This window comes from Sphingomonas sp. R647 (assembly GCF_020177055.1).
Classification (GTDB): domain Bacteria; phylum Pseudomonadota; class Alphaproteobacteria; order Sphingomonadales; family Sphingomonadaceae; genus Sphingomonas.
Map to the genome: position 1 here is coordinate 401,861 of NZ_JAIQXT010000001.1, position 21,444 is coordinate 423,304.

28 protein-coding genes and 1 tRNA gene are annotated in these 21,444 nt (G+C 65.3%); 12 read left to right on the plus strand and 17 right to left on the minus strand.

What is annotated here, in order from left to right; translation table 11 throughout:
- Positions 1–211 precede the first annotated feature (211 nt).
- The 3 genes from K9B35_RS01790 to K9B35_RS01800 all read left to right on the plus strand — a co-directional run bounded on the left by K9B35_RS01790 (position 212) and on the right by K9B35_RS01800 (position 2,498).
- Complete coding sequence (locus tag K9B35_RS01790) at positions 212–1,363, plus strand: bifunctional 2-C-methyl-D-erythritol 4-phosphate cytidylyltransferase/2-C-methyl-D-erythritol 2,4-cyclodiphosphate synthase (RefSeq protein ID WP_224920089.1); 1,152 nt, start codon at positions 212–214, stop codon at positions 1,361–1,363.
- An 86-nt stretch (positions 1,364–1,449) separates the two neighbouring features.
- Positions 1,450–1,974: a hypothetical protein gene (locus tag K9B35_RS01795; RefSeq protein ID WP_224920090.1), complete on the plus strand. Its 525-nt coding sequence runs from the start codon at positions 1,450–1,452 to the stop codon at positions 1,972–1,974.
- On the plus strand, positions 1,971–2,498 hold the full coding sequence (locus tag K9B35_RS01800) for a CinA family protein (protein WP_224920091.1): 528 nt from the start codon (positions 1,971–1,973) through the stop codon (positions 2,496–2,498). Before K9B35_RS01795 ends, K9B35_RS01800 begins: the two co-directional genes overlap by 4 nt.
- Here the strand turns inward: K9B35_RS01800 and K9B35_RS01805 are convergent.
- Together K9B35_RS01805 and lipA are read right to left on the minus strand one after the other, a co-directional pair.
- Positions 2,435–2,920 carry a type II toxin-antitoxin system RatA family toxin gene (locus tag K9B35_RS01805; protein ID WP_224920092.1) on the minus strand — a complete coding sequence of 162 codons (486 nt, stop codon included), beginning with the start codon at positions 2,918–2,920 and terminating at the stop codon, positions 2,435–2,437. The two genes, K9B35_RS01800 and K9B35_RS01805, sit on opposite strands and share 64 nt — an antisense overlap.
- Positions 2,920–3,864: a lipoyl synthase gene (gene lipA, locus K9B35_RS01810; RefSeq protein WP_224920093.1), complete on the minus strand. Its 945-nt coding sequence runs from the start codon at positions 3,862–3,864 to the stop codon at positions 2,920–2,922. The genes K9B35_RS01805 and lipA overlap by 1 nt, the downstream gene beginning before the upstream one ends.
- A gap of 79 nt (positions 3,865–3,943) precedes the next feature.
- On the opposite strand from lipA, the gene K9B35_RS01815 reads away from it, so the two are divergent.
- Positions 3,944–4,573 carry a carbonic anhydrase gene (locus K9B35_RS01815; RefSeq protein WP_224920094.1) on the plus strand — a complete coding sequence of 210 codons (630 nt, stop codon included), beginning with the start codon at positions 3,944–3,946 and terminating at the stop codon, positions 4,571–4,573.
- On the opposite strand, the gene K9B35_RS01820 is transcribed toward K9B35_RS01815, so the two are convergent.
- Complete coding sequence (locus K9B35_RS01820; protein ID WP_224920095.1) at positions 4,560–5,852, minus strand: sensor histidine kinase; 1,293 nt, start codon at positions 5,850–5,852, stop codon at positions 4,560–4,562. The two genes, K9B35_RS01815 and K9B35_RS01820, sit on opposite strands and share 14 nt — an antisense overlap.
- 276 nt (positions 5,853–6,128) lie before the next feature.
- On the opposite strand from K9B35_RS01820, the gene K9B35_RS01825 reads away from it, so the two are divergent.
- Positions 6,129–6,404, plus strand: coding sequence for an acylphosphatase (locus K9B35_RS01825; RefSeq protein WP_224920096.1), 276 nt, complete (start codon positions 6,129–6,131; stop codon positions 6,402–6,404).
- 10 nt (positions 6,405–6,414) lie between these two features.
- On the opposite strand, the gene K9B35_RS01830 is transcribed toward K9B35_RS01825, so the two are convergent.
- Positions 6,415–6,759 (minus strand): DUF2794 domain-containing protein, encoded by a 345-nt coding sequence (locus K9B35_RS01830; RefSeq protein ID WP_224920097.1) that lies wholly within the window; start codon positions 6,757–6,759, stop codon positions 6,415–6,417.
- Positions 6,756–7,451: a serine O-acetyltransferase EpsC gene (gene epsC / locus K9B35_RS01835; RefSeq protein ID WP_224920098.1), complete on the minus strand. Its 696-nt coding sequence runs from the start codon at positions 7,449–7,451 to the stop codon at positions 6,756–6,758. The genes K9B35_RS01830 and epsC overlap by 4 nt, the downstream gene beginning before the upstream one ends.
- Before the next feature lie 161 nt (positions 7,452–7,612).
- Here epsC and K9B35_RS01840 point away from each other — a divergent pair, with 161 nt between their 5' ends.
- The 4 genes from K9B35_RS01840 to K9B35_RS01855 all read left to right on the plus strand — a co-directional run bounded on the left by K9B35_RS01840 (position 7,613) and on the right by K9B35_RS01855 (position 11,771).
- Positions 7,613–8,377, plus strand: coding sequence for a sulfite exporter TauE/SafE family protein (locus K9B35_RS01840; protein WP_224920099.1), 765 nt, complete (start codon positions 7,613–7,615; stop codon positions 8,375–8,377).
- A 134-nt stretch (positions 8,378–8,511) separates the two neighbouring features.
- Entirely contained in the window at positions 8,512–9,075 is a 564-nt protein-coding gene (ahpC, locus tag K9B35_RS01845; RefSeq protein WP_224920100.1) for an alkyl hydroperoxide reductase subunit C, read from the plus strand.
- 114 nt (positions 9,076–9,189) lie between these two features.
- On the plus strand, positions 9,190–10,770 hold the full coding sequence (gene ahpF, locus K9B35_RS01850; RefSeq protein ID WP_224920101.1) for an alkyl hydroperoxide reductase subunit F: 1,581 nt from the start codon (positions 9,190–9,192) through the stop codon (positions 10,768–10,770).
- Between the two features lie 89 nt (positions 10,771–10,859).
- Positions 10,860–11,771, plus strand: a complete 912-nt coding sequence (locus K9B35_RS01855) for a hydrogen peroxide-inducible genes activator (protein ID WP_224920102.1) — start codon at positions 10,860–10,862, stop codon at positions 11,769–11,771.
- On the opposite strand, the gene K9B35_RS01860 is transcribed toward K9B35_RS01855, so the two are convergent.
- The 3 genes from K9B35_RS01860 to pgsA are packed head-to-tail and all read right to left on the minus strand — an operon-like array spanning position 11,768 to position 13,010.
- On the minus strand, positions 11,768–12,208 hold the full coding sequence (locus K9B35_RS01860) for a molybdenum cofactor biosynthesis protein MoaE (RefSeq protein ID WP_224920103.1): 441 nt from the start codon (positions 12,206–12,208) through the stop codon (positions 11,768–11,770). The two genes, K9B35_RS01855 and K9B35_RS01860, sit on opposite strands and share 4 nt — an antisense overlap.
- The gene (moaD, locus tag K9B35_RS01865) at positions 12,205–12,456 is read right to left on the minus strand and encodes a molybdopterin converting factor subunit 1 (protein ID WP_224920104.1); all 252 of its coding nucleotides are present in this window, start codon (positions 12,454–12,456) and stop codon (positions 12,205–12,207) included. Before moaD ends, K9B35_RS01860 begins: the two co-directional genes overlap by 4 nt.
- Positions 12,456–13,010 (minus strand): CDP-diacylglycerol--glycerol-3-phosphate 3-phosphatidyltransferase, encoded by a 555-nt coding sequence (gene pgsA / locus K9B35_RS01870; RefSeq protein WP_224920105.1) that lies wholly within the window; start codon positions 13,008–13,010, stop codon positions 12,456–12,458. The genes moaD and pgsA overlap by 1 nt, the downstream gene beginning before the upstream one ends.
- A gap of 123 nt (positions 13,011–13,133) precedes the next feature.
- Between pgsA and K9B35_RS01875 the strand changes: the two genes are divergently transcribed.
- Entirely contained in the window at positions 13,134–14,423 is a 1,290-nt protein-coding gene (locus tag K9B35_RS01875) for an MFS transporter (RefSeq protein WP_224920106.1), read from the plus strand.
- A 108-nt stretch (positions 14,424–14,531) separates the two neighbouring features.
- On the opposite strand, the gene K9B35_RS01880 is transcribed toward K9B35_RS01875, so the two are convergent.
- From K9B35_RS01880 to K9B35_RS01890, 3 genes are all read right to left on the minus strand, one after another.
- Entirely contained in the window at positions 14,532–14,699 is a 168-nt protein-coding gene (locus tag K9B35_RS01880) for a hypothetical protein (RefSeq protein WP_224920107.1), read from the minus strand.
- Between the two features lie 156 nt (positions 14,700–14,855).
- Positions 14,856–14,931 (minus strand) — tRNA-Ala (locus tag K9B35_RS01885).
- A gap of 60 nt (positions 14,932–14,991) precedes the next feature.
- Complete coding sequence (locus tag K9B35_RS01890) at positions 14,992–15,312, minus strand: FYDLN acid domain-containing protein (RefSeq protein WP_224920492.1); 321 nt, start codon at positions 15,310–15,312, stop codon at positions 14,992–14,994.
- A gap of 111 nt (positions 15,313–15,423) precedes the next feature.
- Here K9B35_RS01890 and aroA point away from each other — a divergent pair, with 111 nt between their 5' ends.
- Together aroA and cmk are read left to right on the plus strand one after the other, a co-directional pair.
- On the plus strand, positions 15,424–16,758 hold the full coding sequence (gene aroA / locus K9B35_RS01895; RefSeq protein WP_224920108.1) for a 3-phosphoshikimate 1-carboxyvinyltransferase: 1,335 nt from the start codon (positions 15,424–15,426) through the stop codon (positions 16,756–16,758).
- Positions 16,755–17,393: a (d)CMP kinase gene (gene cmk, locus K9B35_RS01900; RefSeq protein ID WP_224920109.1), complete on the plus strand. Its 639-nt coding sequence runs from the start codon at positions 16,755–16,757 to the stop codon at positions 17,391–17,393. Before aroA ends, cmk begins: the two co-directional genes overlap by 4 nt.
- 2 nt (positions 17,394–17,395) lie before the next feature.
- On the opposite strand, the gene K9B35_RS01905 is transcribed toward cmk, so the two are convergent.
- From K9B35_RS01905 to ccmD, 6 genes are read right to left on the minus strand one after another with little or no spacing between them, the layout of a single operon-like run.
- Positions 17,396–18,049, minus strand: a complete 654-nt coding sequence (locus K9B35_RS01905; RefSeq protein WP_224920110.1) for a tetratricopeptide repeat protein — start codon at positions 18,047–18,049, stop codon at positions 17,396–17,398.
- On the minus strand, positions 18,049–18,426 hold the full coding sequence (locus K9B35_RS01910; protein ID WP_224920111.1) for a cytochrome c-type biogenesis protein CcmH: 378 nt from the start codon (positions 18,424–18,426) through the stop codon (positions 18,049–18,051). Before K9B35_RS01910 ends, K9B35_RS01905 begins: the two co-directional genes overlap by 1 nt.
- Positions 18,423–18,950 carry a DsbE family thiol:disulfide interchange protein gene (locus tag K9B35_RS01915; RefSeq protein WP_224920112.1) on the minus strand — a complete coding sequence of 176 codons (528 nt, stop codon included), beginning with the start codon at positions 18,948–18,950 and terminating at the stop codon, positions 18,423–18,425. The genes K9B35_RS01910 and K9B35_RS01915 overlap by 4 nt, the downstream gene beginning before the upstream one ends.
- Positions 18,947–20,884 (minus strand): heme lyase CcmF/NrfE family subunit, encoded by a 1,938-nt coding sequence (locus tag K9B35_RS01920; RefSeq protein ID WP_224920113.1) that lies wholly within the window; start codon positions 20,882–20,884, stop codon positions 18,947–18,949. The genes K9B35_RS01915 and K9B35_RS01920 overlap by 4 nt, the downstream gene beginning before the upstream one ends.
- Entirely contained in the window at positions 20,881–21,315 is a 435-nt protein-coding gene (ccmE, locus tag K9B35_RS01925) for a cytochrome c maturation protein CcmE (RefSeq protein ID WP_224920114.1), read from the minus strand. The genes K9B35_RS01920 and ccmE overlap by 4 nt, the downstream gene beginning before the upstream one ends.
- On the minus strand, positions 21,312–21,443 hold the full coding sequence (ccmD, locus tag K9B35_RS01930) for a heme exporter protein CcmD (protein ID WP_224920115.1): 132 nt from the start codon (positions 21,441–21,443) through the stop codon (positions 21,312–21,314). The genes ccmE and ccmD overlap by 4 nt, the downstream gene beginning before the upstream one ends.
- Between the last annotated feature and the right edge of the window lies 1 nt (position 21,444).

Here is a 21,444-nt window from a genome sequence, read left to right on the forward strand (position 1 = left end):
CCTACAAGCCCCGGCCTCGCTAGGCAGATCGCATGCGCCGTCCTCCATCCCTCTGCCCCCCAATCGCAACCACGTTGCGCACCAGTTGCGTCAATGTCACCTTGCCCCGCAAACCGGTCGTGTGGGTGTCGCGCCATCGTCGCGCGACGGTCGCCTGCGGGTTCGAACCCGTCGCCTCGCTGTCGCGTCCCAGTCGCGTGGCCGTCGCGTCATGACCACCGCCGCCATCATTGTCGCCGCCGGAAAAGGCATTCGCGCGGGCGGAACCGTCCCCAAGCAGTTCGCCCCTCTCTGCGGAAAACCCATGCTCGCGCATAGTGTTACCGCACTATCCGCTCACCCGATGATAACCCAAACCATCATCGTCATCGGCAAAGGCCAGCAGGACCACGTCCGCGCAATACAGCTCGAAAACGTCAGCTTTGTCGAAGGCGGAGCCGAACGCCGCGACTCGGTCCGCGCCGGGCTGGAAGCACTCGAAGGTCAGGGCGTCACCCGCGTCCTGATCCACGACGCCGCCCGCCCGTTCATCCCGGCCGCAGTGGTCGACGCGCTGCTCGCCGCGCTCGACCACGCCCCCGGCGCAGTCCCCGCCCTCCCCGTCGCCGATACGCTGGCCAAGGGCAGCGAAACCCTCGGCGACAACGTCCCCCGCGCCGGCCTCAACCGCATCCAGACGCCGCAAGCCTTCCACTATGACGCCATCCTCGCCGCCCACCGCGCCTGGCCAGCCGACGAAGAAGCCACCGACGACGCCCAGATGCTCCGCCGCGCGGGCCATGACGTCGCCCTCGTTCCCGGAGACCCGATGCTCGAAAAAATCACCCACCCTGCCGATTTCGCCGCTGCGGAGGCGCGCCATGCCGCCAACCTCATCTCGCGCAGCGCAATGGGCTACGACGTCCACCGCCTCGCCGCCGGCGAAGAACTCTGGCTCGGCGGCGTGCTGATCCCGCATGACAAGGGGCTGGCGGGGCACAGCGACGCCGATGTCGCGCTCCACGCCATCACCGACGCGTTGCTCGGCACGATCTGCGCCGGGGACATCGGCATGCACTTCCCGCCCAGCGACCCGCAATGGCGCGGCGCCGCGTCCGACCGCTTCCTCGAGCACGCCGCGTCGCTGGTCCGGGCAGAGGGCGGCATTATCGACTTCATCGACCTCACCCTGATCTGCGAAGAACCCAAGATCGGCCCCCACCGCGCCGCAATCCGCACCCGCATCGCCGAAATCCTCAACCTTCCGCTCGGCAAGGTCAGCCTCAAGGCCACCACCACCGAACGCCTCGGCTTCACCGGCCGCGGCGAGGGGATCGCGGCACAGGCTGTCGCCACCGTTCGGCTACCGGAGGCGACCGAATAAAGCGCGCCGGTTCAGGCTTGGCACTGCGCGCCCCTGCTACAAGTCCCTGATAGGGCCGCCCGCTTGGCCAATGACGGAGTAAGTCGATGCGTATCCGCCACCTCGCCGCCACCGCCCTGCTCTGGACCGGTCTCGCCGCGTCCAGCGTTCAGGCTCAGCCCCGCCCCTGCCTTACCGATGGCGAGGCCGAAGCGCTGTTCCAGGTGCTGCTGCCCGACATGGTGGCGGAGGTGGGCCGCGTCTGCACCGCCCTCCCCGCCTCCGCCTTTCTCCGCCGCCCCAACCCCGCCTTCGCCGCCCGCCTTCAATCCGGCGTCGCGCCTGCCCTGCCAGCGGCGCGCAGCGGCATCGCCAAGCTGCTCGGCCCCGATATGCAGGCAATCGCAGGATCGATGTTCGTCCTGCCCGCGATCAAGGTGATCATGGTCCCGCTCGCCGGACAGATGATCGAGCCCGCCGATTGCCCGAAACTGGACAAGATCGTCGCCAATCTCGCCCCGCTACCCCCCAAGAATTTGGCAGGCGTTTTCGTCGGAATGGCACAGCTCGATGCCGACCGTCGAAAAGGCGGGCCAAAGCTTCCGCTTTGCCCTATGCCCCGCCCCAAATGATGGACACGATTCTCCCCAAAGAGCTGGTCGACGCCGCGCGCCGCGTCGTCGAAACCAACCGCGCCGCGGGCCGCACTGTCGCCGTCGCGGAAAGCTGCACCGGCGGCCTGGTCTGCGCTGCAATCACTGAAATCCCCGGTTCTTCTGAGATCCTGATCGCTGGATTCGTCACCTATTCCAACGGGGCCAAGATCCGCGAGCTTAAGGTCAGCCGCGACGTGCTCGAAACCTTCGGCGCGGTCTCCGTCGCCACCGCGTGGAGCATGGCCCAGGGCGCGCTTGAGCAGAGCGGCGCGGATGTCGCGGTCGCGATCACCGGCGTCGCTGGCCCCGGCGGCGGCAGCGACAAGAAGCCGGTTGGCCATGTGGTCTTCGCCCGCGCCGAAAAGGCCGCTGATCCGGACTTGATCGTCGCTGACACCCGCGAATTCGGCGATATCGGCCGCGGCGGCGTGCGCCTTCAAGCGGCGTTGTGCGCGCTCGAACTGCTGCTGCCTGCCGAACCAGAAGCCGAGTCGCCGTAAAGCACCGCCGCACGCTGCTCGAACGCGCCGATCATCATCCGCAGCGCGCGGTCGAACACCTGTCCGGCAAGCATCTCGAACACCCGGTTCTTGAACGAGAAATCGACCTCGAAATCGACCAGGACGCCGCCCTCGCCATCCGGCCGGAACTTCCAGTCATTGTGCAGGTGCTTGAGCGGCCCTTCGAGATAATCGACCCGGATATGCCCCGGCCGCTGCTTCCCAACCCGGCTGGTGAAGGTTTCCCTCAGCCCCTTGAACCCGACCATCAGGTCCGCGACCATCTCGGTCTCGCTGTTCGAGCGGACCCGGACCGCACTGACCCACGGCAGGAACTCGCCATAGCGGCCGACATCGGCGACCAGATCGAACATCTGTTCCGGCGTGTAGGGCAGCCGCCGGGTCTCGGCATGACGGGGCATCAGACCGCGACCACTGCCTTTGCCAGCTTGGCATCGCGTGCCGCTTTCATCTTTGCGAAGTCATCGCCAGCATGATAGCTCGACCGCGTCAGCGGCGAGGATGCGACCAGCAGGAAGCCCTTGGCGCGCGCGATCGCGGCATACGCGTCGAACGCCGCCGGGGTCACAAAATCCTGCACCTTGGCATGGCGCGGGGTGGGCTGAAGATACTGACCCATCGTCAGAAAATCGATGTCAGCGCTGCGCATGTCGTCCATCACCTGATGGACCTCGAGCCGCTCTTCGCCCAGCCCCAGCATGATGCCCGACTTGGTGAAGATCGACGGGTCGAGCTTCTTGACCTGCTCCAGCAACCGGATCGACGCGTAATAGCGCGCACCCGGGCGGATCGTCGGATACAGGCGCGGGACGGTTTCGAGATTGTGGTTATAGACGTCGGGCCGCGCCGCCACGATCATTTCGACGGCGGCTTCGTGCTTGTTGCGGAAGTCCGGCGTCAGGATCTCGATCGTCGTGGTCGGCGACGCCTTGCGGATCGCCTCGATCACCTTGACGAACTGCTTGGCGCCACCGTCGGGCAAGTCATCGCGATCGACCGATGTGATCACGATATGCTGAAGCCCCATCTGCACCGCCGCATCGGCGACGTTGTTCGGCTCCATCGGATCAACCGCGCGCGGCATCCCGGTCTTGACGTTGCAGAAGGCGCAGGCGCGGGTGCAGGTGTCGCCGAGGATCATCACCGTCGCGTGCTTTTTGCTCCAGCACTCGCCGATATTGGGGCACGCCGCTTCCTCGCACACCGTCGTCAGGCTTTTAGAGCGCATCAGCGCGCGCGTCGCGGCAAAGCCAGCGGACGTCGGCGCCTTCACGCGGATCCAGTCAGGTTTGCGCTGACGTACTGCCGGTTCGGTAGGCCGGGCGACGGGAGTCGGATCGTTCATGTCGCGCAGATAGCGATCCAGAGCCCCGCTTGCCAGCCCCCACGGCCTGCGCCAATGGGAACCGAAATGAGGAGGCCGCATGACTCACTTCACCGATCTCGTCGATGGCTATCATCGCTTCCGTTCCGCAGACTATCGCCGCCAGCGGGAGCGTTGGGCACAGCTGGTCGGCGGACAAAGCCCCAAGGTCATGGTGATCGCCTGCTCCGACAGCCGCGTCGAACCGGCGCAAATTTTCGACACGTTGCCCGGTGAAATTTTCGTCGTCCGCAACGTGGCGAACCTGGTTCCGCCGTTTGAGAATGACGGTGGCCGGCACGGTGTGTCCGCAGCGCTGGAATTTGCCGTGACCAAGCTTGAGGTCGAAGAGCTCGTGGTCCTGGGTCACGGCATGTGCGGCGGCGCGCACGCGGCGCTGACCGAGATGTTTCAGGACTCAGAGCCGGGCGACGGCGGGTTCGTCCATGCCTGGGTCAGCCTGCTCGATGACGCCCGCGAACGGGTGAAGGCAAAGTTCGGCGAAGGGCCAGAGGCATCGCGGGAGATGGAGCTGGAAACCGTCCGCACGTCGATCGCCAACCTGCGCACCTTCCCCTTCATTCCCACCCGCGAAGCCGCGGGCAAGCTGACGATCCATGGCGCCTATTTCGCGATCAGCGACGGCGTGCTGCATTTGATGGACGAGGGCGGCGCGTTCAATCCTGCTTGAGTGCGGCAGGTTCACCGGATCTGGCGGACGACGCGGGCTCTTCCCCGATCAGCGCTTCGCGGCGCATCAGGCGAAAGCTGATGCGCGCGCCGCGCTCGGCCGACGGGTCCAGGACCATCTCGCTATCGTGCGCCGCCAGGATCCGCTTGACGACGGACAGGCCCACCCCGCTTCCACCGGTCGTCGAGATACCGGGTTCGGGCAGGATACCGGATACGAATCCGCGGCCATTGTCCTCGACAGCGATCTCGATCCAGTCACCCGCCCCGCGCGCACGCATCGTGATGACCGGGTCGGCAGCGCCCTGAGTCGCCTCTATGCTGTTCCTCAGCAGGTTCGCGATCACCTGAACCAGTTGAATGCGATCGCCCAGGATGTCGCCGACCCCCTCACCGATATCCAGCGACACGACCGATCCGGCGTCGGGGCGCGCTGCCAGCACCATCCGCAACGCATCCTCGAACAACAGCCGCACAGTGGCGAACTCGGCGTTGATCTCACCGCTCTGCAACAGCCGGCGCATGCGCGAGACGATTTGTGAACAGCGATCGATTTCGACCCGCGCCTGCGACAGCTCGATCAGCCCTTCCGCCCCGCCCAGCCCTTCGAGTGCGCGCTGCACGACGACAATGTAGTTCGACGCCGCCGACAGCGGCTGCGCGATTTCATGGGCAATCATGCTGAGGTCCGAGCTTGCCGGTTGCGCCGACAGTCGCTCGATCAGGTGGGCCTGTTCGGCGGCCAGCGTCTCATGCGCCTGAATCGTCGCCATCATCTCCGCCTGCACATCGAGGCGGTTTCGCGCGACGGCAACATAGCTGCACATCGTGCGGAGGAACTGCAATTCGACGTCCGTGAACGGAACTGCCGCGCGTCGTCCGAAGCCGAGCGTGCCAATCAGCGTCTCGCCATGGATCAATGGGGTGCAGGCATAGCTGTCGAGCCCGACCGCCCGGATGAACGCCGTCATTGGATCGGTGCTGGCGAGCACATTTTCAGCGAGGCACGGCTCGCGGTCACGCGCGACGACGCCACAGACAGCCTGCCCGAACTCAAGACGTCGGCCCAACTCGATCTGCTCGGGCGTCAGTCCGCCGCTGCCCTCAAGCCGCAGCCCCCCGGTCCCGTCGACCAGATAGTGAAAATAGACGTCAATACTCAGCTCTTCGCGCACGCGGTCGAACAGATAGTCGATCATCTGACGCGGGTCGGATGCGGCCAGCATCTTGGCGGCGCATTCGGCGAGCAATTGCAGCAATCGGCTGTTTCTCTGCTCCATGCAGACCTCTCCATACCGCTGTCGCCGACGATAGCTTCGGTTCGACACGCCCCAACATCCGATCGGTGGCGTGCGGTCGATCCGCAATACTCCGTAAATTCGGCCCTGCCGAGAGCCGCTTTGCGCCAATTAGGAGCATCCTTCGTCAAACTCTGCCATAAAGCGCGCCGAAGCGCCCTTTGTCTGCGCCGGGGAGGACTGTGCGCGCAGCCCTGCTCGGGACTATGGATTCCCCGTGCGCAGCGTGGGCGCATGAGTAAGCGGGGATTATCAGGAATGACGGCGCAGCGTTTGCTGATCGAAGGGCGCGTCCAGCGCGTCGGATATCGCGACTGGGCAGTGCGCACCGCACGCCAGCTGGGGGTGACCGGCTGGGTCCGGAACCTTCAGGACGGGCGAGTCGAAATTCTGGCGGACGGCGAGGATGTCGCGCTCGACACCTTTGTTGATCGCTGTCGCGAAGGCCCGAACATGGCCAATGTCGAGCGCGTCGACACCCACCCGGCGGAGCTTGGCAATGTGAAGGGGTTCACCAAGCGGTTTACCGCCTGAAACGTAGCGCTCAGTCCTCGACCAGCTTCATCAGCCGGCGTTCGACCGGGGCGAGCACCGGTCCGAGTTCGTGGCCACGCTTCAGTACCGCTCCAGCCTCGTTGACCAGCGCCCACATGCCCTGCCGATTGCGAAGTGCTGGCCGCTTTTCGACCCGAAACTCCGGTCGCTCGGCGGTTCGCCTGAACGCGGCGAACACCGCCGCATCGTGGCCAAGGTCGATCGCATAGTCTTTCCAGTGACCGGCTGCGACCATACGGCCATAGAGATCGAGGATGCGGGTCAGCTCGCTGCGGTCGAACCCGACCTGTGACGGCGCTCCGCGCGACGGAAATGGGGTGATGTTCGCGCTCACGCCCGGTCGCGCTGCTCCGGCCGATCTTCGGCGGCACGCTCATCGAGCAGCTGATCCAGCCGCTTGCGCATCGTCTCCAGCTCGCAACGCATGATCTCCAGCTTCTGTGTCGCCGGATCGTACAGCTCGCTGCACGGCGTTCCGTAGGGCACGAAGTCTTTCTTCCATGCTCCGGCCTCGACCAGCGTCGGCTTTGCCGGAATGCCGACCATGACCGCACCCTCGGGCACATCCTTGGTCACCACCGCATTGGCACCGACCCGTGCGCGCGGACCAACCGTAATCGGTCCCAGCACCTGCGCGCCCGATCCGATGATCACCCCATCGGACAAGGTGGGGTGCCGCTTGCCCGCGACGCCATTGTCGGGGCTGGTACCGCCGAGCGTGACGCATTGGTAGATCGTGACATTGTCACCGATCTGCGCGGTCTCACCGATCACCACAAAGCCATGGTCGATAAAGAAATTGCGCCCGATCGTCGCGCCGGGGTGAATGTCGATCGCGGTCAGCCAGCGCGACAGATGGTTCACCGCCCGCGCGAGAAAAAACAGACGTGCGCGGAACAGACGGTGCGCAACCCGATGCCAGAACAGCGCCCACACGCCGGGATAAAGCAGGATCTCGGCCCGACTGCGCGGGGCGGGATCGCGTGCGCGAATGGAATCGAGATAGGCTGAAAGACCGCCGAACATTACCAGGCCCCTTTTCGTCTGGACGTGATATTTAGGCGGTCCCCGCTCCCATTTCCAGCGCATGACGTTTATGCCTTGAGACGGCTAAACACTATGTATCTTGTGGGGATTGTTTCCGGCCTCCAAACCATGCGGCCATTGGGACTGTGAAGGGTGCGTGAATGTTTGAAGGGATCGACTTCCAGGCCCTGCTCCCGTTCATCGCCGTCGGCTTTGCCGCGCAGATCGTCGACGGTGCGCTCGGCATGGCGTTCGGGGTTATTTCGAGCACGCTGCTGGTCAGCGTACTCGGCGTCCCACCCGCGACCGCGTCAGCCGGCGTCCACCTCGCCGAATGCTTCACCACCGGCGTGTCCGGCATCAGCCACGCGCTCCACAAGAATGTGAACTGGAAGCTGTTCTTCCGCCTCCTCGTCCCCGGCGTGGTCGGCGGTGTGACCGGCGCCTATCTGCTGAGCACGCTCGATGCCTCGGTGACGCGCCCCTATGTGATGACCTATCTCGCGCTGATCGGCGTTTATTTGCTGTGGCGCGGCATCAGTTTCCCGACGCGCCACCATCGCGAGCCACGGATCGTCGAGCCGCTCGGCCTCGCCGGTGGTTTTCTCGACGCGGCGGGCGGCGGTGGCTGGGGTCCGGTGGTCACCAGCAACCTGCTGATCCAGGGGACACAACCGCGCTACACCATCGGCACCGTCAACTGCGTCGAGTTCTTCCTAACCCTGTCCGTGTCGATCACCTTCATCTTTCACTTGGGTTTCTCGGCATTTACCGAGGCAGTCGTCGGCCTGTTGATCGGCGGTGTGATCGCTGCCCCCTTTGGTGCGATCCTCGCCAAGCGCGTTCCGACCAAGACCCTGCTGATCCTCGTCGGCGTCGTTTTGACCCTGACCAGCAGCTACAGCGTCTATCGCGCCATCATCTGACAATCGATCAATCTTACCCTATTGAGTGATTTGATCGATCAACACGAGCGACTCTTCCAATTTGGATGTGCTGCGCCGCACCCTATATGCGGCATTGCACAAGCTGCACTGCACCATCCAAAGGAGAACAAAAAATGGCGCTCATCGGAAGCGAGCTGAAGCCGTTCACGGCAACCGCATTCAAGGAAGGCAAGTTCGTCGAGGTTACCGACGCGGACGTGCGCGGCAAGTGGGCGGTGTTCTTCTTCTACCCGGCCGACTTCACCTTTGTCTGCCCGACCGAGCTGGAGGATCTGGCCGACATCTACCCGACCCTGCAGAAGATGGGCGTCGAAGTCTATTCGGTGTCGACCGACACGCATTTCAGCCATAAGGCATGGCACGACACCTCGCCGGCGATCGGCAAGATCAACTATTACATGCTCGGCGACCAGAACCACAATCTGTCGAAGAATTTCGACGTGTTGCGTGAAGGCCAGGGCCTTGCGGATCGCGGCACCTTCGTGATCGATCCGGAAGGCGTGATCCAGCTGGTCGAGATCACCAGCGAAGGCGTCGGACGCAACGCAACCGAACTGCTCCGCAAGATCAAGGCGGCACAGTATATCGCGGCGCATCCGGGCGAAGTCTGCCCGGCCAAGTGGGAAGAGGGCGAAACCACCCTCGCCCCGTCGCTCGACCTCGTCGGCAAGATCTAAGCCACGCGGTTTTTCGCACCCGCCCCTCCCCCAGTTTGGCGGGTGCGAACACGGCCCGGGGCAGTCCTCACCGATGCCCCGGGCCGTTCTACTTTCAGTTCAAGGAGTTTCCCGATGCTCGACGCGCATCTCAAGCAGCAGCTCGAAGCCTATCTCGTCCATATCCGCGAATCGGTGGAGCTGGTCGCGAGCCTTGGTGAAGATGCCAAGTCGCGTGAGCTCGAAACCCTGCTTACCGAAATCGCCGATTTGTCCGGCAAGATCACGCTCGTCCGCAAGGATGACGACAAGCGCACCCCCAGCTTCATGATCCGCCGCGCCGGCACCGACATCGGTGTCCGCTTCGCCGGCATCCCGATGGGGCATGAGTTCACCAGCCTCGTGCTCGCCCTGCTCCAGGTCGGCGGCCACCCGTCCAAGGCGGCGCAGGACGTGATCGAAGCGGTCAAGGGCCTCGAAGGCGAACTCCACTTCGAAACCTATTTTTCGCTCAGCTGCCAGAACTGCCCCGACGTGGTTCAGGCGCTCAACCTGATGGCGGTCCTCAACCCCCGGATCAGCCACGTTGCGATCGACGGCGCGCTATTCAAGGAAGAGGTCGATGCACGCCAGGTGCTCGCCGTCCCCACCGTCTATCTGAACGGTGAGCTGTTCGGATCGGGCCGGATGGAGCTCGAGCAGATCGTCGCCAAGCTCGACAGCGGCGCAGAGGCGAAGGCCGCCGAGAAGCTCGCCGCGAAGGAGCCGTTCGACGTCCTGATCGTCGGCGGCGGCCCGGCTGGCGCGGCCTCGGCGATCTACACCGCGCGCAAGGGCCTGCGCGTCGGCATCGCCGCCGAACGCTTCGGCGGCCAGGTGCTCGACACGATGGGCATCGAGAATTTCATTTCGGTCCCCTACGCCGAAGGCCCCAAGCTCGCCGCCCAGCTCGAAGGTCACGTCAAGGAAAATGGCGTCGACATCATAAACCTTCAGCGCGCCGACAAGCTGATCCCGGCTTCACGCGAGGGCGGATTCCATGAGGTCGTACTGGCGAACGGCGCCAGCCTGAAGGCCAAGACGGTCATCCTCTCGACCGGCGCACGCTGGCGCCAGATGGGCGTTCCCGGCGAAGACGAATATCGCAACAAGGGCGTGGCCTATTGCCCGCACTGCGACGGCCCGCTGTTCAAGGGCAAGCGCGTCGCGGTGATCGGCGGCGGTAATTCGGGCGTCGAGGCGGCGATCGACCTTGCCGGCATCGTCGGCCATGTCACGCTGATCGAATATGACAGCCAGTTGCGCGCCGACGCGGTGCTCCAGCGCAAGCTCGGCAGCCTCGCCAACGTCCAGGTCATCACCTCGGCGATGACGACGCGGGTAAACGGCGCGGAGAAGGTGACTGGCCTGACCTACAAGGACCGCAACACCGGCGTCGAGCACGACATCGCGCTCGAAGGCATCTTCGTCCAGATCGGCCTGGTGCCGAACACCGAGTGGCTCAAGGACAGCGTCGCGCTCACCCCGCGCGGTGAGATCGAGATCGACGCGCGCGGTGAAACCAGCCAGCCGGGTATTTTCGCCGCCGGTGACGCCACCACCATTCCGTACAAGCAGATCGTGATCGCGATGGGCGCAGGCTCGACCGCCGCACTTTCGGCCTTTGATTATCTCATCCGGCTCCCAGCCGAAGAGATCGAGGCCGCGGCAGCCTGACCCCGGATGGCGCCGCCCTCGCAGAATGCGGGGGTGGCGTTATCGCGCTGCTCACTTATATCGACGCCATCAATCGCTTGGACCGATCAATGGCGCAGACCTACCTCCCGACGCTCAAGCAGCTTCAATATCTCGTCGCGCTCAAGGATCACGGCCATTTCGGGCGTGCGGCGGAGGCGAGCTTCGTCACGCAGTCGACCCTGTCCGCAGGACTTCGCGAGCTTGAAACGCTGATCGGCGTGGTGCTGGTCGAGCGCACCCGGCGCGTCGTCCGCTTTACCCCATTGGGTGAGCGGATCGTGGACAAGGCGCGGCGCGTGCTGCGCGAGGCGGATGAACTGGCCGACCTTGCCCGCGCCGCCGGACGACCGCTGTCGGGTGAGATGCGGATGAGCGTCATCCCGACTATCGCTCCGTTCCTGCTTCCGCGCATCCTGCCGCGGCTGCGCAAAGGCTATCCCGACCTCAAGCTGTTCCTGCGCGAAGAGCCGAGCGGCGCGGCCTGCGAGAGCCTGCAGACGGGCCGCACCGATTGCGTGCTGCTCGCCCTGCCCTATGCCTGTGGCGATGTCGAAACCGCACCGTTGTTCGACGACCGCCTGTTCGTGGCGTTCCCTGAGGGCGAGTATGAGCCCGACCATGCCAGCATCAGCGCCAGCGAAATCGACGAAACGCGGTTGCTGCTGCTCGAAGACGGGCATTGCCTGAAGGATCATGTACTGGCCGCGTGCAACCGCCCGGAGCTTCGGGCCGAGGCAACGATGCTTGGCACCTCATTGCACACGATGGTGCAGATGGTCGACAATGGCCTCGGCGTGACGATGCTGCCCGAAATGGCGATCGAAGCCGGCATCCTTGACCACACCCACATCACCGCCCGCCCGCTGCGCGCCGACAATCCGACGCGCCGCATCGCACTGGTCTGGCGCAAGGCGAGTCCCCGGGAACGCGATTTCAGGTTGCTGGCAGAGGTGCTGGCTCAGGCGGGAACCGCCGGCTAGCCCGTCCAACGATTCGCCGCCTCCGCGTCGCTCTCCCGCGCGTCGACCCAAGTCGCGCGCTCCCCGCGCTGTTCCCGCTTCCAGAACGGAGCCTCGGTCTTTAGCCGGTCGATCAGAAACGCACACGCCTCCAGCGCCGCACCGCGATGCGCAGCGGCGGTCGCGACCAGCACGATCCGCTCTCCCGGCTCCATCGGCCCCACGCGATGCACGATCACGGCCGACATCAATGCCCAGCGCGTCATCGCTTGTTCGGCTAGGTCGCACAGGACCGCTTCGGTCATGCCGGGATAATGTTCGAGCTCAAGGCAGGTCACACCGCCATCGCCGCGCACCACGCCGATAAAACTCGCGATCCCCCCCGCCCCGCTCTCCTCGATCCCCGCCAGTTCAACGCCGACATCGATCGGTGCAGAATCGACCGAAACGCGAATCATCCGCCCGTCACCGGGGGGAAAATCGCGACTTCGCGCGCTGGCCCTAGATCGCTGTCGAGCGGCACGAACTTCTGATCGACCGCCGCGCGCAGCCGCTTGAAATCAACCAGCGCCAGCGCATGGCCCTCGCTCTGCCCGCGCAGCCAATCGATCAGGTCCGATACTGTGCGCACCGCCTCCGGCGGCTGGACGTCTTCCTCGCCGACCCCGATCGTCTCGCGAACCCAGGCGAAGTACAACAGCCGCATCAGCTGTCCATGTGCTTGAGGCCGACGCGCAGATAGTCCCATCCAGTGATCAACGTCAGCGCCGCGGCCGCCCACAGCATGGCAAGGCTGACGTCATGCACCCACGCCCAGCCCGGCAGCGCACCAGCAAGGATCAGCCCGCCCAGCGAGGTCAGCTGCAACGCAGTCTTCCACTTGGACAGCGCGGAAACCGGCATCGACACCTGAATGCCACCCAGAAACTCACGCAGACCCGATACCGCGATCTCGCGCAGCAGGATCACCAGCGCCGCGATCATGTGCACGTCGGGAATCAGCTCCTTGGCGCACAGGATCAGGATCACCGCCGCGACCATGATCTTGTCGGCAATCGGATCGAGGAACACGCCCAGCTTCGACACCGTCCCCCGCGACCGCGCGAGATAGCCGTCGAAATAATCGGTGAACCCCATCAGGCAGTAGGTCGCGAATCCGAGCGCATAGCCTGCCTGCCACTCCGGCCACCACAGGAAGAAGACCAGCAGGGGAACCGTGACGATTCGCGACAGCGTCAGAATGTTAGGCAGCGTCAGCATGGTCCCGCTCTAGCACCACCCGGCGCGGTGATCATCCCCCGTTACGCGCGATAGCGGTTGCCGCGTCATATGCGCCCCGGCTATGCGTGCGCCAGTTTTGACGGACGAAGGCCCGCAACGCATATGAACAACGCGCTCGGACTGCTCAAGGAGCGCCGGTTTCTCCCCCTGTTCGTCACGCAGTTCCTGGGGGCGTTCAACGACAATCTGTTCAAGACCGCGATGGTGCTGTTCGCCACCTATCAGGTGCTAAACGACCCGGAGACCGAGTTCGTCTTCAACGCGCTTGCCACCGGCGTGGCGCTGCTCCCGTTCGTGCTGCTCTCGGCATTGTCGGGCCAGCTCGCCGATACCTATGACAAGGCACAGATCATCCGCATCGTGAAGACGGCGGAGATCGGCATCATGATCTTTGGCGGATGCGGCATCCTCGTGGCCAAGATGGGCTATCCGATGGTCGGCGTCGGCATGATGCTGGGCGCGGTGCTGATGCTCGGCACCCATTCGACCTTCTTCGGCCCGATCAAATACGCGATCCTGCCTCAGCACCTCAAGGAGGACGAGGTGCTCGGCGGCACCGGCATGGTCGAGGCCGCGACCTATCTGTCGATCCTGCTCGGCACCGTGATCGCGGGCTGGGTGACGATCGAGACCGCCGGCTGGCTGACGCTGATCGTCGCCTTTATCGGCTGGTTTACCGGCCGCATGGTCCCGACCGCCCCGCGCCAGGGCGCGCAGCTCAAGCTCAACTTCAACCCCTTCACCGCATCGTGGCGGCTGATCGGCAACACGATGCACATCCCCCGCCTGTTCTGGGCGATCTGCGCGATCAGCTTCTTCTGGACGATGGGGTCGGTGCTGATCGTCATCTTCACCCCGCTCGCCAAGAACGTGCTGACGTCCGACGAGCGCGTGGCGAGCCTGATGATCGCGACCTTCTCGGTCGGCGTCGCGATCGGGTCGGTGATCATCAACGCGATGCTGAAGGGGCGGATTTCCGCGAAGTTCTCGCCGATCTCGGTGATCGCGATGGCGGTGTTCGTCGTCGCCTTCTCGTTCGAATCGAAACTCTGGGTCCGCGCGCCCGATGGCGGGCTCTACGACATGATGAGCTTCATCGTGATGCCTCAGGCGTGGATCGTGCTGGTGACCCTGATGGCGATCGCGATCGCGGGGGGCATGTTCGTGGTCCCGCTCTACGCCTTCCTCACCACAACGGTGACCAAGGACCAGACTGCGCGGACGGTCGCCGCGAATAACATTGTCAACGCCTTTGGCATGGTGCTGGGCGCGCTGATGGTAATGGGGATTACAGCGCTGGGCGTCACGCCCGCGAATCAGCTGCTATTCGTCGCGGGGATGGCGATCATCTCGGCGTGGATCGCCCAGAAGCTGCACCGCATCTGCGACTAGGCTCGTTTTCAGCTTCGCTGAAACGGCACCGGCCCGCTCCCCCACCCGGCCACCCAACGGCAGCGTATTCTATGGGTGGCCGGGTGGGGGAGCAGGCCGCTGCCGCCTTCAAAAAATGAAGGTGTAAATACACACAAAGAACGCGGTGAAGCTCAAGGCGAAGAGCTTGAGATCACCCGCATCCTCACGGCGGCGGACTTCGGCGCGCACCTGCGGCAGGTTGGCGCGGAAGGGGTGGCTGCGGCTGGCGCCGGTCAGGATGAGTTCGCGTCGCATGGCCGGAAGTTAACGCGCCGTTTACGCTTTCGGCCATCCCTAAAGGATCGTTAACGCCTGTGCCGATGCGGGACGGGTTTCACGGCGACGACACACGCCCGCCGGACAAAGAAAAGGCCGGATGCGCAATGCGCTCCGGCCGTTTCTTGGAAGGGATGGTGGAGCCGAGGGGGATCGAACCCCTGACCTCTGCAATGCCATTGCAGCGCTCTCCCAGCTGAGCTACGGCCCCATCCGTTCCGGGAAGGCGATGGCCTTTAGCAGCCATCGCGCGGTGTGCAACCGCTTTTTCTCAAGTTTCTTCGTTTGCATCCCCGGTATCGACGCCCAGGTCGTCGTCACCGCCCAGATCGACGTCGTCATCGGGCGAACCCTCGGCGTCCTCGTCGATGTCCAGATCTTCGTCACCCAGATCGGTGTCGTCCTTCTTCACCTTCTCGATGTCAGCCTTGACCGCCTCGAACGGCAGCGGCTGCTTGGACTTCAGGATCGGCTCCGGCTCCCACGCATAGCCGCAGCTGATGCAGGTTACCGGTTCATCCTTCGTCAGATCGTAAAAGCGGGTCGCGCATTTCGGGCAGCTCCGCTTCGTGCCCCATTCCGGCTTCACCATGTGGCGTTCCATGCCTTTTTGTTCGAAATTACTGGGATGACGGGAAACTAGTCCCCGTTGAAGTGGCGCGCGCCTTGCCATAGCGCAAGCCCCCTGTCAAAGCCGCCGCCGATGAGCGCACATTCTCCCCTTCCCCTCGCCATTTCCGCCCGCGGGCCGCTGCGCGGTATCGTCACCGTTCCCGGCGACAAATCGATCAGCCACCGTTCGCTCATGTTTGCGGGCCTGGCGGTCGGCGAAAGCCGGATCGAAGGGCTGCTGGAGGGTGAGGACGTGCTCGCCACTGCGGCGGCAATGCGGGCGATGGGCGCACAGATCGAACGCGACGCAGACGGGGTGTGGCATGTCGCGGGCGTCGGCGTCGGCGGGCTGCTTCAGCCGCAGACGGCGCTGGAGATGGGCAATTCGGGCACGTCGACCCGCCTGCTGATGGGCCTTGTTGCCAGCCACCCGATCACCGCCACCTTCACCGGCGACGCGTCGCTGTCGAAACGCCCGATGGGCCGCGTGATCGACCCGCTCTCGGCGATGGGTGCCGAGTTCACCTCAAGCCCCGGTGGGCGTCTGCCGCTCACCAAGCGCGGCCTGTGCCCCGCAGTGCCGATCGATTATACGCTTCCCGTCGCCTCGGCTCAGGTCAAGTCGGCGGTTCTGCTCGCCGGGCTCAACACCCCCGGCATCACCCGCGTGATCGAACCCGTACCGACCCGCGACCATAGCGAGCGGATGCTGCGCGGCTTTGGCGCGGACCTGACCGTCGAGGAGACGCCACAAGGCCGCGTGATCGCGATTCGCGGCGAGGCAGAGCTTCAGCCACAGCAGATCGCGGTGCCCGGCGACCCCTCCTCGGCCGCCTTCTGGATGGTCGCAGCGTCGATCGTGCCCGGCTCCGACATCGTCATCGCCAATGTCGGGATGAACCCGACCCGCACCGGCATCATCACCGCGCTCAAGATGATGGGCGCGGATATCACCGAACTGAACCCGCGCATCGTCGGTGGCGAGCCGGTTGCAGACCTTCAGGTCCGCCACGCGCCGCTGTCCGCGATCGAAGTGCCGCCCGATCTCGCGCCGAGCATGATCGACGAATACCCCGTGCTGTTCGTCGCTGCTGCCTTTGCCAGCGGGCGCACGGTGGCGCGCGGTGCGGAGGAACTGCGGGTCAAGGAATCGGATCGAATCGCGGCGATGGTCGCTGCGCTCGCACCCAATGGTGTGCGACTTGAAGAGTTTGAGGACGGCCTCGCCATTCAGGGCAAGGGCGGCGAGCTGCTCCCCGGCGGCGCACAGATCGCCTCGAATCTCGATCATCGTATCGCGATGAGCATGGCGGTGGCTGGACTCGGCGCGCGCGACGCGGTGACGATCGACGATGCCAGCCCGGTCGCGACCAGCTATCCGGGCTTTTTCCCAACCCTCGATCGACTGACCGACCACCAGCCATGATCATTGCCGTCGACGGACCCGCTGCTTCCGGTAAGGGCACCATCGCCCGCGCACTCGCGCGTCATTTCGCCCTCCCGCATCTCGACACCGGCCTGCTCTATCGCGCTGTCGCGGCGACGGTGCTGCGCGACGAGCTCGACCCGACGCAGGAGGCAGACGCGGTTGCCGCCACCAGTTTCGATGATCTGCTGCTCGCCGACGAATGGCTGCGCACCGATGAGGTCGGCAAGGCCGCGTCGATCGTCTCCGCCCACCCGCTGGTCCGCGCCGCGCTGCTTCAGCGGCAAAAGCGCTTCGCCGCCCAGCCGGCCGGCGCGATCCTCGACGGGCGCGACATCGGCACCGTCATCGCACCGGACGCCGACGCCAAGCTGTTCGTCAAGGCGACCCCGATGATTCGCGCGCGCCGCCGCCACGCTGAATTGCGCAAGGGCGGATCAAGCGTCAGCCTCGACCGCGTCCTCACCGACATCCGCACGCGGGACGAACGCGACAGCAAGCGCACCGAAGCCCCGTTGGTCGCGGCCCCAGACGCGGCGGTGCTGGACACCAGCTTCCTCTCGATCGAAGCGGCGGTGCAGAAGGCGATCCAGCTGGTTGAAGCGCAACTCGCACAAAACGCCGCTACGCACTGATCCTATTCAGCTGGGCGCTGAGCTGCCTGCGCACGCATCGCCGCCAACATCCGGGCCCGGGTCAGCGCCCCCGCAATGTCGCCACGATACTCCGCCCGTTCCGGCGTCAGCTGATAGGCGCGCATCAACAATGGAATTGCTGCCTCCGGCTGCCCCACCCGCGCCTGCGCCATGCCGTAGAAGAAGAACGGCCCGGGATGTTTCGGCGCCAACGTGGTCGCGCGGCGAAAGGCTAGGCCGGCCGCAGGCGACATCGTCCCCTGATCGGCCTCAACGAGCGTCATGCCGAGCCACGTCCACAGCGCGGCATTCTGCGGCTGCTGGCGCACAGCGCCCAGCATCATCCGCGCCGCGCTATCGGGATTGCCTGTGCGGATCAGCGCATCGGCGGGGAAAAAGGCCGTGTCGAGCGACGTGAACTGCCCGAACATCGCCCCGCGCAGCTTACGCATCCGCGCGACGCCCTCATCATCCACCGCTGCAGCCTTGCTCGCCGCCGGTGCCCCAGCCAGTCCCGGCTTGGCCTGAAGCGCATAGCCGGTCGCGCCGAGCATCAGCGCAGCCGCGCCAAAGCTCCACAAGGCGCGCGGTGCCCCGAACAGCGCCAACAGGCCGAACGCGGCGGCACCCACCAGCGCCAGCATCACCCAACCCATCAGCTGCGCCTCCACCGGAAACTACCCCGCGCGACCCATAGCCCCAGCGCCAGCAACAACAGCGGCGCCAGCCACAAGGGCGCGGTCGCCCAGCTTAACGGCGGGTCATAGGTCACATAGCTGCCATAGCGTTCGATCAGCCACGCGCGCACATCTTCGGGCTTCTCGCCCGCCGCGATCTTCTGGCGCACCACGCGGCGCATGTCCGCCGCCATCGACACGTCACTGTCGGCGATCGACTGGCCCTGACAGACCAGGCAGCGCAGCTCGAACATCAGTTCCGCCGCGGCTTCCTCCTGCCGCGCATCGGGCAGCTGGGTATAGCCAAGATCGGCGGGCGCGCCCGCGGCCAACGCAATGGCCAGGATCAGGCTCATCGTGCAGCCTCCAGCGCGGCGAGCAGCTTGGGCACATCATCCTCACGGATATCGCCGATATGCTGCATCGCGATCCGGCCCTGCCCGTCGATCACGAAGGTTTCGGGCACGCCCGATGAACCAAGGCCGATCTGCACCACGCGCTGCCGATCATCGCCGATGCGGGCGTATGGGTCGCCGTGGCGCGACAGGAACGCTGCAACCGCCTCGGGCGTATCGGCGATAGCCACCGCGTCGATCTGTGCGCCAGCGGCCTTGAGCTGCATCAGCTGCGGTGCCTCGGCAATGCACGGCACGCACCAGCTGGCAAAGACGTTGAGCAGGCGCGGCTTGCCGGTGGCAAGGTCGGCGCGGGTCAGCCCCGGCTTGCCCTGCACCATCGCGGGCAGCGTGAACTCCGGCAGCGGCTTGCCGACCAGTGCCGACTTCACCACCGTCTCGCCCGTCCCGCGCAGTCCATAGACCGCCACGGCCACCAGACTGACAAAGCCGATCAGCGGCAGCCACAGCTTCCAGCGGCTCATACCGCGTCCTCCCGCCGCCGCGCATTGCGGCGCGTGCGGAACAGCCGCCCGAACAGCGACAGCGCACCGCCCAGCGCGATCAGCCCGCCCCCGAACCAGATCAACGTCACGAACGGCTTCCACCACATCCGCAGCTGCCAGCGCCCCTGCGCATCCTGCTCGCCCAGCACGGCATAGAGCTGCCCATCCCACCGCGTCGCAATCGCGGCTTCGGCGGTATCGGTTGGCGGCGAGGCATAGAAGCGGCGTTGCGGGCGCAACAGGATCGTCGGGCGCTCGTCCCGACGCGCGGTCACCCGACCCTCGACCGCCGACCAGTTATCGCCGACCGCCGGACCAACACCGTCCAGCACCACGCGCCACGGCCCGACCTGATAAGGCTGGCCATAAACCGCCGCGACCAGCCGCTCCTTGGTAAAGGCACTGTCCGCCGCCATCCCGGCAAGGCTAACCGCCACACCGAAATGCGCGACCACCATGCCCCAGGTGAACAGCGGCGTGCGCAGCAGGTTGCGCTTCCACAGCGGGGCAAAGCTCGCAATGGTCAGCCCCGCCGCGAGGCCCAGCGCGACGATCTCCATCCAACCCGTGCCCGGTGCGAGCACGAAGGTCGCCGCCATCGCCAGCATCGCCACCGCGACCGGCACGGTCAGCTTCGTCAGCAACCCGTTCGCATCGTCACGCCGCCACTTGAGCAGCGGCCCCGCCGCCATTGCGGCAACCAGCACCAGCGCAACCGGTCCCGCCGTCTTGTTGAAGAAGGGCGGCCCCACCGACAATTGCTCGCCCATCGCCTGCGCAACAATCGGATACAGCGTCCCGATCAGCACGATGCCAAGAATGACGGTCAGCAACAGGTTGTTGAGCACCAACCCACCCTCACGGCTCAGCGGATCAAACCCCTGCCCCGCACGGACGGTACCCGCCCGCAGCGCGAACAGCAGCAGTGCCCCGCCGATATAGAGCGCGAGCAGCACCAGAATGAACGACCCGCGCGTCGGATCGACAGCGAAGGCGTGCACGCTGGTCAGGATGCCCGACCGCACAAGGAACGTGCCCAGCATCGACATCGAGAAGGCGACAACCGCCAGCATCAGCGTCCAGGCGCGCAAGCCGTCGCGCGCAGCCAGCACATTGACCGAATGGAGCAGCGCGGTCGCGGCGAGCCACGGCATCAGCGAGGCATTCTCGACCGGATCCCAGAACCACCAGCCGCCCCAGCCCAGCTCATAATAAGCCCAGTAGCTGCCCGCCGTGATCCCGATCGTCAGGAATACCCACGCCGCCAGCACCCATGGCCGCATCGCGCGCGCAAAGGCCGGACCGACCACGCCCGTCACCATCGCACCGACCGCGAAGGAAAACGCGACCGACAAACCGACATAACCAAAATACAGCGTCGGCGGGTGGAAGGCGAGGCCCGGGTCCTGCAACAACGGGTTGAGGCCCAGCCCGTCCAGCGCCGGCGGATCGAGCCGCATGAACGGGTTCGAAGCGATCAGCAGAAAGGCATAGAAGCCCAGCGCAATCGCCGCCTGCGCACCCAGCGTCGCGGTCAACGTCGCGCGATCCAGCTGCCGCTCCAGCAGCGCAATCGCTCCGCCCGACAGCGCCAGCACGGTCACCCACAGCAGCATCGAGCCTTCATGGTTCCCCCATGCGCCCGCGATTTTGTACAGCATCGGCTTGGCCGAATGGCTGTTCTGCGCGACCAACAGCACCGACATGTCCGACTGGACGAACAGCGTGATCAGCAACGCAAAGGACAAGGCCGCAAGCAACCCCTGAACGATCGCGACCGGACGCACTGCGGCGATCAGATCATTGCCCGACGCGCTCGCCTGCAGCCGCAGCCCCAGCGCGGCCGCGACGAGCTGGAGCAATGCCAGCGCCGCTGCAAACCATAAGGCGGCAAGGCCCGCTTCGGCGATCATCGCGTGCTCGCTTCCGGCGGCGGCATCTTGTCGGCAATCTCGGGCGGCATGTAGCGCTCGTCATGCTTGGCGAGCAGGTTGTCCGCGGTGAAGCTGCCATCGGGCATGAACTTGCCTTCCGCGACCACGCCCGACCCTTCCTTGAACAGGTCCGGCGCGACCCCGGTGAAGCGCACCGGGACCGTCCCGGCATTGTCCGCGACGACGAACGTGATGGTGATGCCATCGGACAGCTTCTTGATGCTGCCCGTCTGCACCATCCCGCCCAGCCGCACCGCCTTGCCCGGTTCGGGCGTCTTGGTCGCCAGGTCGCTCGGCGTGTAAAAGAATGCCGCCTGATCGCGCAGTGCCGACAGCGCCAGCCCGCTCGCGCCGCCGATCGCGGCGAGCGCTAGCAGCCCGAGCATCAGCCGCTGGTGCTTTGCCTTCATCTCCGGTCCCTCAAAGCATCGGCTGCGGCTTCCGCGCGGCGCATCGCGCGCCAGCTCGCCAGTGACAGTCCGCCAATCCCCAGCGTCACGACCGCATAAGCGGCGAGAATGAATGGCCAATGGTTCACG